At 52.8% G+C, this 11,172-nt stretch carries 14 protein-coding genes and 1 pseudogene; 2 read left to right on the top strand and 13 right to left on the bottom strand.

Annotated features, from left to right (window positions below; all coding sequences use genetic code 11):
- A pseudogene (locus tag DBY90_RS10310) lies at positions 1 to 141 on the top strand (helix-hairpin-helix domain-containing protein); the annotation flags it as partial.
- Between the two features lie 127 nt (positions 142 to 268).
- Here DBY90_RS10310 and DBY90_RS10315 read toward each other — a convergent pair.
- Positions 269 to 1,048: a DNA adenine methylase gene (locus DBY90_RS10315; protein WP_107987132.1), complete on the bottom strand. Its 780-nt coding sequence runs from the start codon at positions 1,046 to 1,048 to the stop codon at positions 269 to 271.
- 78 nt (positions 1,049 to 1,126) lie between these two features.
- Positions 1,127 to 1,246, bottom strand: a complete 120-nt coding sequence (locus DBY90_RS10320; RefSeq protein WP_016687373.1) for a Com family DNA-binding transcriptional regulator — start codon at positions 1,244 to 1,246, stop codon at positions 1,127 to 1,129.
- A 20-nt stretch (positions 1,247 to 1,266) separates the two neighbouring features.
- On the opposite strand from DBY90_RS10320, the gene DBY90_RS12970 reads away from it, so the two are divergent.
- Complete coding sequence (locus DBY90_RS12970; RefSeq protein ID WP_185952204.1) at positions 1,267 to 1,452, top strand: hypothetical protein; 186 nt, start codon at positions 1,267 to 1,269, stop codon at positions 1,450 to 1,452.
- Here the strand turns inward: DBY90_RS12970 and DBY90_RS10325 are convergent.
- The 11 genes from DBY90_RS10325 to DBY90_RS10380 form a co-directional block, all read right to left on the bottom strand.
- Positions 1,428 to 1,793: an H-type lectin domain-containing protein gene (locus tag DBY90_RS10325; RefSeq protein WP_107987134.1), complete on the bottom strand. Its 366-nt coding sequence runs from the start codon at positions 1,791 to 1,793 to the stop codon at positions 1,428 to 1,430. The two genes, DBY90_RS12970 and DBY90_RS10325, sit on opposite strands and share 25 nt — an antisense overlap.
- The gene (locus DBY90_RS10330) at positions 1,790 to 2,296 is read right to left on the bottom strand and encodes a hypothetical protein (protein ID WP_107987136.1); all 507 of its coding nucleotides are present in this window, start codon (positions 2,294 to 2,296) and stop codon (positions 1,790 to 1,792) included. Before DBY90_RS10330 ends, DBY90_RS10325 begins: the two co-directional genes overlap by 4 nt.
- A 208-nt stretch (positions 2,297 to 2,504) precedes the next feature.
- Positions 2,505 to 2,843 carry a hypothetical protein gene (locus DBY90_RS10340; RefSeq protein ID WP_107987214.1) on the bottom strand — a complete coding sequence of 113 codons (339 nt, stop codon included), beginning with the start codon at positions 2,841 to 2,843 and terminating at the stop codon, positions 2,505 to 2,507.
- 71 nt (positions 2,844 to 2,914) lie between these two features.
- Positions 2,915 to 3,145, bottom strand: a complete 231-nt coding sequence (locus DBY90_RS10345) for a hypothetical protein (protein WP_016687368.1) — start codon at positions 3,143 to 3,145, stop codon at positions 2,915 to 2,917.
- A gap of 83 nt (positions 3,146 to 3,228) precedes the next feature.
- Positions 3,229 to 5,109 carry a hypothetical protein gene (locus tag DBY90_RS10350; RefSeq protein WP_234405137.1) on the bottom strand — a complete coding sequence of 627 codons (1,881 nt, stop codon included), beginning with the start codon at positions 5,107 to 5,109 and terminating at the stop codon, positions 3,229 to 3,231.
- An 11-nt stretch (positions 5,110 to 5,120) separates the two neighbouring features.
- Entirely contained in the window at positions 5,121 to 5,495 is a 375-nt protein-coding gene (locus tag DBY90_RS10355; protein WP_107987138.1) for a hypothetical protein, read from the bottom strand.
- On the bottom strand, positions 5,496 to 6,401 hold the full coding sequence (locus DBY90_RS10360) for a hypothetical protein (protein WP_107987140.1): 906 nt from the start codon (positions 6,399 to 6,401) through the stop codon (positions 5,496 to 5,498).
- A gap of 90 nt (positions 6,402 to 6,491) precedes the next feature.
- A complete protein-coding gene (locus DBY90_RS10365; RefSeq protein WP_107987142.1) occupies positions 6,492 to 7,028 on the bottom strand; it encodes a hypothetical protein in 537 nt (178 codons plus the stop codon).
- 118 nt (positions 7,029 to 7,146) lie between these two features.
- On the bottom strand, positions 7,147 to 8,835 hold the full coding sequence (locus DBY90_RS10370) for a hypothetical protein (protein WP_107987218.1): 1,689 nt from the start codon (positions 8,833 to 8,835) through the stop codon (positions 7,147 to 7,149).
- Between the two features lie 11 nt (positions 8,836 to 8,846).
- On the bottom strand, positions 8,847 to 10,688 hold the full coding sequence (locus DBY90_RS10375; RefSeq protein ID WP_107987144.1) for a hypothetical protein: 1,842 nt from the start codon (positions 10,686 to 10,688) through the stop codon (positions 8,847 to 8,849).
- A 45-nt stretch (positions 10,689 to 10,733) separates the two neighbouring features.
- Complete coding sequence (locus DBY90_RS10380) at positions 10,734 to 11,138, bottom strand: hypothetical protein (RefSeq protein WP_107987146.1); 405 nt, start codon at positions 11,136 to 11,138, stop codon at positions 10,734 to 10,736.
- Positions 11,139 to 11,172: the final 34 nt, after the last annotated feature.

An 11,172-nucleotide genomic window follows, 5' to 3' on the forward strand; every position in this document is an offset into this window, starting at 1 on the left:
CAGCATGGTGCCTTCAAATCGGTGGAAGAGCTCAAAAACGTTAAAGGCATCGGCGAGGGTATCTTCTCCAAACTGAAGGCCGAAGCAACCGTCGCGCCCGCACCTGCAAACACAAAAGCTAAAAACGCCGTCCCATTGTAAGCCGCCGCCGCCTTTTGCACTTTGTTACATTAACTTTTGCACTAGGTGCGTTTTAAAAGTTACGACAGCTTTTGCACTATATCGAATAGCAGAATATAAGAAAAGCGACGAAAACGTCGCTTTTGTTTTACCAGTTACAAATAACCAATTCGCCACTGGTTTTACCCGTCTTATCCCTGCCTACAGTATAAGCTAACTCCAGTTGAGTAATACGAAAATCTTTAAACAACGCCAGTATATCAGGGCGGTCATTGATGGATAACATGACCTTACCCTTGCTCTCCGCCATTACCTTTGCCAGCAGCTCATATTGAGACCAATCAAAAGCACTATCGTAGCCAGCGGTCTGCCAATATGGTGGATCAGCGTAAAAGAAAGTGTGTTCGCGGTCATATCGTTTTAAACAACGCTCCCACGGTTCGCATTCTATATAAACACCTTTTAAACGGTCTTTAGCAGCCTTTAATTTAGCTTTGATTTGCGATGCATCCCACGCTTTTGACGTGGTAGCCGTGCCAAAATGTTGATGGACGGTCTTGCCACCGAAGGCATTGTGCTGCAAATAAAAGAACCGGGCAGCTCGTTGAATATCGGTCATGCAATCAGGCGGTGTACTTTGCAGGCGGGCAAAGACCTCTCGGCTTGTCAGTGTCCACTCAAACTGGCGGACGAACTCGTCAAAATGGTGTTGTACCACGCGGTATAGGTTGACGAGTTGTCCGTTGATATCGTTTAAAACTTCCACTTTGGCGGGTGTTTCCCGAAGAAAGAACAATGCCGCGCCGCCTGAAAACAGCTCGACATAGCAGGAATGCTCAGGAAACATGGGTAACAAGTGTTTTGCCAATCGTCGTTTCCCGCCCATCCAAGGAATGATGGGTAAAGATTGTTGCGGTTTTTGCATCATATATACTCCTAAATTGGCATTCGACGACGCTCTGAATCAGATTAATATGATGCTCGACGGCATTCTTAGATTTTATAATCAACTGAAAGAATTGATATTTTTGCAGCGCGTGCATTTTATTTGTACGAAACCACTGCCTTTTGCCAGCAATTTGCCGCAAAATTTGCAGCGTAACTCACGATAAATTTGCATTTGCATCCACTCCTGTATCAGATAGAATGCCTCGGTCTCGCGAGACTAAGGCGGCCTTAGAAGTCAATGCAGGCGCGAACTGCTTGGCTGGCGTAGCGGTGTTGCCGCACCGCTACGTCGCCGTCCCACTGATTTTTTTAAATCTCCCTATTGAGGTCGCCGGTATTCAGACGACCTTTTCCCTTGCCTATTTATCAACAATCCAAGCCTGATACCACACGCCCTTGAGTGCCGGCGCATAGTTTATGCCTATATCGAACCCTTCCGTTGTTATATTGCCCACATAAAAGACCCGTGCCATTTGGTCTTGTATATCCAGCACAACATTGACCATCGGACGTTCGGAAAAAGGAACATCAAATGGAATGGTAATCCACTTATTGTTGCCATTTCCCTCTGGAAATTTAATGTCCGATCGTGGGATATACATTTCCCGATACTCTTTTTTACCGCCACCTTGCGCAGATTGTAGTTTGCTGATTTCCGCCGCCTGCGCTTTAAACTGAGCGGCAACGGCATCGACAAACAGCTTAAAACGCTCGACTAAGGTCATGACTGTAACGCCTGATTAAATTTAGCCACAAAGTCAGTATCCGTATCGCCAAGATTGAGCGTGGTTTCGACTGCGGTTTTTTGCGCCTGTGTCAAAACTTGCGCCTCATCGATACGCAGGCGTTTGGCAACCGCTTCCGAAAGCGCGGCCGCGCCGGTTTTATCCTGCTCAATATACTTGGCAACTTCCGCCAGCGTATCGTATGCCGCGTCCGCGCCGTCTAAAATCTCTGATTTGACAGCCGTTTTTGCCGCATCAATCAGCGAATCGACCTTCTGGCTGGAGTAAGTCTTATCAGCCGCAGGCGCAGTATCGTCAATCGCTGCGCCGCCGTTACCGCTGCCGATGTTGTCAATACGGGTTTTAAGCTCGTTGACCGCGCCGACCACGCTGCCGCGCTCCGTAGTTTGCAGCATATCTGTCGAGCCGATTTTACCGATAACCTCTTTGAATTTTGCGCCAATAGCGTCCACCAGCGCGTCTATACGTTGTCTTAATGTCATTTTTTATCTGCCTTATGAAGTTGCCAAAATAAATCTTGCGACGAAATCAGGGGCTTCGCCCGCATCCTCGCTTTTAACGTCGGCAAGCCATCGGGTGAAGTCCTCAAATGATTTGCCTTGATTTTCGGGCTGTATCAACCACGTCCGATACAAGTCGTCATCGTACCGATGCGCGGCATTTTCCAAATTACCCTTAAAAACTCGAAACTTACCCAACATTGCTCGTACTCTTTAAAATCTCCAGCGGAATATCTCCGCTGTATTGCACCAAGCCGTCAGAGCGGCGAATAAACTGCAAATCAAAAACGTAATGCCCCTCTGTCAAACCTCGACACACATCGGCATCCAAGCGCAACAGCACTAAGCGTATTTCGGGGTAAAGGGTCGTCTGAAAGCGGGCAACCGTCTCCTTAGTATGTTTGCGCCGAAGTTCGGCGGCAGCGGTCACGCCGGTCAGGGCAGAAATCCCCAAGTCGTCCAAAACATCGAAGATAACGCTGATTTCAACGGTCTCGCCCCGTTTGAAGCGCAGAATATCGGTACTCATCACACCCTCAAAATAAAGCAAATTATCCCAGACCATCGCCCACCGCCCGGGCGGCGAGCCTGCACTCAACACTACACGCCCAACTCCAAAACAGCAGCGTCGGGGGCTTGGCTGATGATGCGGTTGGTGCGGACATCGTAGAAGACCCGTTGATTTAAGGCAGCCTGGCCGCTCAAGACGATATTTCCGCCACTTTGCGTTTGTGCCGCCCATGAGCCGCCGCCCAAATCGCCCGTTATTTTGGCGATGCCGCGCTGCTCGCGGTTGAGCAGTGCCGTCAGGTTTTGATACAGATTGGTCATTTTGTTACTCCCAACAAATAGATAAAAGGTCGTCTGAACATGGCTTTCAGACGACCTTTAAAGCAGTCTTAAAACAGCTTTAATCACTCGTCCAAATAGCGGTCGATGCTGACATTTTGAGTAACGACAGGCGCGTCGTTTTCGATTTTGATCTCGACCGATACGCCAACAACCACGCCCTGCCAGTTGCCTGACGGCTCGCTGATTTGCCAAATCTCGCCTAAATTAGCCATCGGAATCGCGTATTTGTCTGACACAGGCAAAGACACGGTCTCGCGCTTGTGGACGCCCGTCGCGCTCAAGGCGGCAACGCCTGCGGCAAGCAAAACAGGCTGGTCGGTATAAAGCGCGTGGGTCAATGCAGAGGCGCGCGGCTCGCGGTTGCTGCCGTTGCGGTACACGTCCGCGCCCTTGCCCTTGTTATGGCTCGGCCAAACATAAATCCCGTTCGCCCGCTCGGACATGTTACGCTGCCCGCTGATGCTGTAAATCACACTGGCAGGCACGGTAACGTCTGCCGCCGCTTGAGCCACCTCCCAAGCCGCAGTTTTCCACTTCGGCTTAAACCGCAGGGCAGGCTTGGCGCGGTCGCTCTCGATAAACCCGCCCGCCGTCTGCGCCAGCTCTTGCAATACCGCCATCGGCGTTTTGTCCGTCAACGCATACACGTCGGCAGGAATCAACCAATCCGCCATCGTCCATCCGTCCAAGCCCACGCCCGTCGGTCTCAAGACCTCCGTGGCGATTTGTTGCGCGTAGATAGGGTTGCGGTATGTGCCGCTGCCTTTGGGCGCATAGTCCGCGCCCAAGCGGGCGGTAACGCTCCTGCCCGTTACCGTATAGCTTTTTTGCCCGAATCTGCGGTTGTCGCTGTAATCCTCGGCGAGGATGACAAAAGTGTCCGCGTTGATTTGCACCTTGATTTGCGCTTCCTCGCCCTTTGCGCGTGCGTCGGGATTGATTTTGGCGAAATCCTCGGGCGATACGGTCAGGCTGCCTTGCCAGCAATAGCCGCCCGTATCGGCGGTAAACGAGGCGGAAAACAACCCAATCGGCTGCCCGTCCGCCGTGGCTTTGACGGTGTTTTGCATGATGTATCCGTTTAAAACAGGGGTTTTTGCCGTATCGAAACAGGCGAACGGCAGCGGGATATGGCGCGGGTCGTGCGCAATTTTCCTGCGGTAAAACCGCAAAGCAAGGCGGTTTGACGGCGGGCGGATGCCGCAGACGTAGGTTTCGGGAACCGGCTCCGGCTCGACCGGAATCTCATAGTATTCGCAAGGTACGGCAACGGCTGGCAGGGATTTAGGGTTGAAACAACGCGCCAAATCCGCCGCCGCGAGGATGTCCGACTGCAAACAACCGACCAACAAAGCGTCGTCTGAAAACGTGCTGTCCGCGTGGCTTTCCAATAGCTCGCCCGCCTGAGCCGCCTGCGCATCGCCGCCGCAGCCCGTTAAAAACAGGCTGGCTGTCGTGTTCACGCCGGAGCAGCCGTCCAGCCCGTCCATCGCGCTTTGAATACCGGACGCACAAGCCAAAACCGCAAACGACGGCTCGGACTGCGCTTTCAGACGACCCTCAAGCGCGGCCATCGCCTCAAAGGTCGTCTGAAAACAATGGGCAACGTCAACAGCCTCGACCGACACGCCCGACATCCCGATTGCCGCGCTACCGCCCGCAAAACCACCGGACAAACAAGCCAACCCTGTCCCCGCCTCATGTAAAACAAACCCCCACTCACCCGATACAGCGGCATAGCCTGCCGGCGGCGCGTAAGGTTCGGGCGGTTTGGGCTTAGGCGGCTCAATCGGCGCAACCGTCCCGCCCGCCGCAATATGGCGCAGCGGTCGGACAAACGGGATTGCCAAACGGTTTGACGGCTTACGCTCTGCAATCAACGCCCCGAAAGGCAGCGGAATCCGCGCGGAATCGGCATAGGTTTTGGATTTATCGTCAGACATTTCAGACGACCTTATCCGCCGTCAGTATCGACGTAGGGCTTGATAAAATCATAGGAGACAGGCTCGTATTGTTTTTTATAATCCGTCGCCACCATCAGATACTCCTCGTCTTCCTTCAGGTGGTCGAAACGGTAGCTGCCGTCGTCTTTGCTCCAAGTATCGGCGATGCATTCCATATTAGAGCGGGCGAACAGGTAGATTCGCCTTGAGGCAGGTTGTCCACCAACGGTAACAATCCCTTCCGCCTCTCCGGCGATATAACCGCGCCCGCCGTATTTAACATGAGGAGAACGGATGGCACGGCTTTTGACGGCATAGCTTTCGATTTTTGAGCGACGCGCGCCGAATTTAGTTACAGCGCGGCTTTTAAAAATCAAATCAGCCATTTAGATTTCCCATTCTTTCAGATTTATCAAAAAACCTCGGGCATTAAACCCTCTGAAATACATCCATTCGCCCTCGGTGCCATCTAAATTATGATAAATCTTACCAAACTCCAATTCGTCACTTCCAGGCATTAGCTCCATTGTGATCCACAAACCGGCAAGTAATCCTCTCAGTTTAATCTGGTTAGATTCACCTTCTGAAAGATATATATCGTCGGCGCAAAACCCCATGGTTATTGGATTCGGATAATTTACTACATAGCTGGCCATGGATTTAAATGAATAATTGGCAGATACTGCCTCATCGCCTTTATAGTCGCGGACAATGAGGTTATAAACAGGGTTTGTTCCGTTGCTCAAATATCTTTCTGCACCGACAAAAGATAAAATACAATTATTACTATCAGCAGCAGCCAAACTTGGGAAATCTCCAAAGTATAAATGCGGGCAAATGGTCGAATAATATTCATTCAGGATCACCAATAAAAATGTACGCTCATGCCCAACCACAACCCATTTAATCTGACTATCTCGATCAAAATAATTGTAATTGGCGTACGCAAACTTTATCTTTCCAGCTTCTTGAGTGACCTCAACCTCACCTTTTTTCGCAGAGACTGGATTTTTTAGCGCGACAACGTTGCATCCCCCATACTTTGCATTACCATGCACGCCCAATGCCCATTTTGTTGACTTATCATGTTTACTTCTGAAGCAGGCGTCGTTGCCGTTTTCGTGCAATATCTCCCAGCCCAGCGGCTCTTTGCGGTTTTCATTTTCGCCATAGCCCGTTACCAGACAGGCCTTTAAAATGGTTTTAATATCCCCTTCTGCAGGCAACACCTTCGGCGCATCCGCATCATCCCAGCGGTAAACCTTAACCGGCACCTTTTCAGTATTAAACATTTCAGACGACCTTTGCTTTAAAAATAAAGCCTTATTAAAGCAAAAGCCCCGAAAATCGGGGCTTGGCATGGTTGCAGTCGGGCACTTGTATCAGCGGCAATATTCCCGCCAGATGGTGTCGGAAAATTCGTGTGAATAATCTTTGTCAAAATAGTTTTGTGTCATTATTTTGCCGTCTTTGTCGTTGTACGAGTTGACTTGTACAAAACGCCGCCAGTTGGCTTTATCCCAAAGTACCTCTCCGCACAAAATACTTTCCCCGTCCTTATAACGCGCCTCGACACTTCGCAGCACACTCTCGGAGAAGTATGTTTTGGCGTTTGAAATCATGACGGCTTTGCTTACCCGTCTGACTTCTGCCTGCTGCTCCGCCTGATTGACATTGACTGTTACGCTCTCCCGTGCAGGCTCAGGCTGAACGTCTTTTTTTGTCTGCGCCTCCACTTTTTCGGGCTGCGGTGCAGCAATCGGTCTATCTTGTTTCGATTCTCGAAGTTGTTGTAACTTTTCGCGCTGTAATGCAATCTTTTCACGCTCCAGTTCGATTTCTTCTTTGCTTTTCCCGCAGCCTGCCAAGCCGCCCGCTGCAAGCGCAGTCAACGTAGCTATTAATATAATTTTTTTCATCCCTATTACTCCGTTTAAAAAATATCAACAGCATTTTAAAACAAACGGCATATAAAATAAATAAACGGTAGTTAAAAGGTCGTCTGAAACGCCTTCAGACGACCTTTATTTGTTGCGCCTACTCAGCGACCGTATTACCGCGCAAGCAGGCGGTGAAGCCGTCGCGCCCTTCCTGCCTGTCGGGCGAAGGCTGTACGCTGCGGAGAATCCACACAGGAAGCGGCGTGCCGTAGGTGTTGAAACGGATGCAGTTTTGAGCCGCCCATCCGCCGCCGAACGCTGTCGATTTAATCGTAAAGTACGGCTTACCCGTGGCGGGATTGGTGGGGGCGAGGTCGGTCAGGGTATCGCTCTTGGCGACCAAGCCGAGCTGCTCGCCGTATAGCTCGAATTGGTTGGCAGTAGTGAATCTAATCAGCCAACGCTCGGTAATCGCGCCGTTGCTGGTGAGTTTGATCGGGTAGTCTTTGACATTTGCCTTTGCCAAAATCGGATCGCCGCGGCGCGAATCCGCCCAAACGTTGTCCCATGCCTGTTGTGAAAACGGCTCGGTCGCGCGTACCAGCAAATCGCCGCCGATCAGGGCGGACGAAACGTAAGTCCCTGCTTTGGGGTAGGCGCGCGAAATGGCAAATTGCAGTTTCAGACGACCCGAAATATCGACGCCCGTAATGCGGTTTTCTTCTTCCCACGCGCACACAGCGGTCAGCGGCAGGGCGTATTGCGACAAGTCCAACGGCTCGCCGAAGGTAATGCTGCCCGCCTTGAGGTCTGCCGTGTATTTTTCGGCGAGGACGTGTTTGCCCTTGCTGTCGACCAAGCAGAGGCGGTCTAGGTTTTGACGGTTGAGCGTAATTTTCTGGGCGGCGGTAAACGCGCTGCCCAAATCCTGCTTGAGCCGGTTGGAAATCACAATCATGTCGCCCTTGCGGAACACGGGGACGCGTCCGTCGGCAGGCAGGCGCACGGCATCGATGCCGATAATCGACGAATCCAAGGGCAGGTTGTCTTGGGTTACGGCGTTGTATCGCAGCTCTTCGGGATAAAAGCCTGCGGTGCGGGTAATTTCGTAGAAACCTGTCTCGTAGTCGATTTTCCCCGTGATGCCGCCTTCGATATTGCCTTCGGCATTGCTTCGACCTACGATGTCGCCGTTGTTGGCATAAACGGTAAAGCTTTCGGGCTTGACCGGCGCGGCGGGGGTACGCCCTGCATAAGAGAAAATCTTAACCTGCGGCAAACGGACAACCCCGCCCGTTACCTTGAGGCTTTGGAATTTGATGGCAGGGTCGTTGATGGACACCTCGCCCGATGCGGACAATGTGCCGATATTTTCGCCGCTACCTATGCCTGCATCCCAGTTTTTATAAAGCGTTCCGCCGTATTCGACGATTTCGGTCGTCCCGTCTGAAAAAGACCATGAATTAAAGATGCAGGTGCTGCCTTGGTCAAAGTCAATCAAGACATTAAATGTCAGCCCGCCTGCCAGACGCCCGCTTCGGGGCTTGGCATGGGACGAGTCGGCGGACAAAAATTCCGCATTCCAGTCGCTGAAGGACATATCGACGGTTTTCTTGGCGGTCGCGTCTTTTTCCTGCGCGCGCCATGCGGCACCCAAAGTCGAATAAGACTTGGTCGCCCAAGCCAATGCCTCCACCCGCAACGCGGATTTAGGCACAATCAGCTTGCCGCCGTCCCAGCGGATACCCTGCACGGTGTTTTTACCCGCTTTCCAACCGCCTTTGACTGCGAGCAGACTGATACGCGCCGTACCTGATTTAATTTCTTTTCCCAAATAATTAGACATAAATCCCACCATTAAAATGTTTGTCTAAACGATGCGCCATACCAATTCGGCACTGTGTACTCCGTCTCCTCAGACACTTCGCCCTTGACATCCAGCCTGAAGACCGACTGATTAGGCAAAGAGTCTTTAAATACCAGCTCCCAATGCGCCCCTTTATCCTCCGCCGTCATGCCGTAGCCTGCGCCGCCGACCACGCTTGCGCTGATTCGGCGCGTCTCTTCGCAGGTGTATTCGACTGTGTTGCTGTTGATGTAGCGGGCGGTCGAAATCACGCCGTTGAGGTAATCCACCGACCCCTGCATATCACCCGTCAGACTGCCGTTTCCGTCGTCGCGGGCGGTTTTGGTGCCGCTGTCCTCCCAAGTCAATACCAACGTACCCGGCTTGATGGGATGACCCAAGCCATAGGTGCATTTACTTTCTGCGGGTTTCGGCGTCGCTGCCGTCCCCGTCTTACCGCCGTCGGACGAGGCAAACCCCGAAATCCCGCCCCATTGGAACACAAGGCGGCTGCCGACATCGGGCAATACGGGCAGATTAAGCACGACAGAGCCGGTAGTTGACGACACCGTGCCTACCGCCTTGCCTGCTTCATCGCGCAACACGCCGTCGCCCGAATCGGCGAGCAGATACCAAACGCCCAACGCCATAAACGACACTTTCAGGCTGCCCGCGGCGGGGGCGGGTGTCAGCAGCGGCGCAAACGCCGTGCCTTGGTTGGTCTCTTTGATGTCAACGGCAAAGGCAAACCGCGCCGCCGATGATTTGGCGGCGGGGATGGCGGAAACGGTATAAGTCCCGCTTGGGATGCCGCTCAGGCGGCCTTTTTCATAGTCCGCTTGGATGATGTTGTCGCCGGAGACCAACTGCCCCTGCGCATTGTCTTTGTAGTTGCCGATTTTGATGCTGCCCGGCAGGAGCGAATGGGGCATCGTCAGCGTACCGCCCGATACATAACCGTGAAACACCTGTTTTTCAGGCGCGGCAGCCACCCACATATCGCCCGCAACGGGATATTGGTCGGCATACGGCGTCTCCACCGTCGAAGTGGGAACCAGCTTTTCGTAAATGCTGGCAACCGTCAGCGACGCATCGCCCGCCTTAAGGTCGTCTGAAACGGGTTTGACGCCGTAATAGCTTGCCGAATCGGCGACCTGCGTTTCCAAAATCTTGACCTTGTTGCCCGCATAGCCCTCGACGGGGTAGTCCACGCCGTCAAAGTCGCGCGTCAGCGGGTTGGTCGTCTCCATTTTGACGACGCGGCGGCGGATTTCTTTGGTCTGCCCACCAGCCGAGGGGATTTCAAACGTCCGCATTTCGTGCGTCAGGTTGGCGATGCGGAAATATTCGGTAATCCGTTCGGTCTTGGCATTGGTTTTGTCTTCGTATTGTAAGCAATACCGCTCGCCCACTTTAGGCAGCGGGGCTTCTTCGCGCTGATATGCCTGCACAAGGCGCACGCCCGCCAAATGGCGACCCATCAGCGTCATGCGACTCTCCACCGTCGGCACGGAATACGCCTCAATACGCGGCATAATATCCGCGCGGCTCTCGCCGTAGTTGCGCGCTTTAAACGCCAAAAAAGACACGTTCTCAGAAGTCGGTGGCTCGGTAATGACGAAATGCCCGCCATAGAGCGGCTCGGAATCATTGCGCAATACGGCAGGGTAGAGCAGGCGCGCGTCCAGGCTGCCCATTGTGCGGTCAACGTCCGAGACGGGCGGGAATATCTCGTTATCCTCGCCAGTCAGCGGCTGACCCACCATCAAACCGCCGCCGTCAGGCGTGTCGGTCATGCGCTGGCTGGGGTAAATCTGCAAATCCTGTTGCGTCAGGCGCGTTGTTTTTTCCATTTTGAAACCTTTTTAAATCCTGTTTAAACCTGCTTTCAGACGACCTTAAAACGTCATCAGGCAGAGTTTGGCGGTGTATCGCTCGCTGTCCGCCTCGGGCGTCGAGTACCGCACCGGCTCGACGTTGCCCAAAGCCGCATCATGCGTGCGCCAAATGACATTAAATTCGCGCCCGTCGTAATGGGACAACGTCATTTCCAATTCGGGGACGTCCGTCCAGTCGCGCAAAGTACGCAAAGACCCCAAGTCCAGCCATACCCAATCGCCCGACAACGTAATCGGGCGACCGTTTGCCTTAATTCCCTGCTGGATGACTAAACCGCCCGACAGAGTGCGCTGCGGCGCGGCCTGTGCCACCTTGTTCCAACCAAATTCATCCTCCCAGCGCATATCCTGCGGCAGGCGGACGCTTGCGCCGGTGTCTTTACGCTTTAAAATCCAATCGGCCATTTCAGACGACCTTTGCCTAAATATAAAACCCCAT

The organism is Neisseria mucosa (assembly GCF_003044445.1).
Classification (GTDB): Bacteria; Pseudomonadota; Gammaproteobacteria; order Burkholderiales; family Neisseriaceae; genus Neisseria; species Neisseria mucosa_A.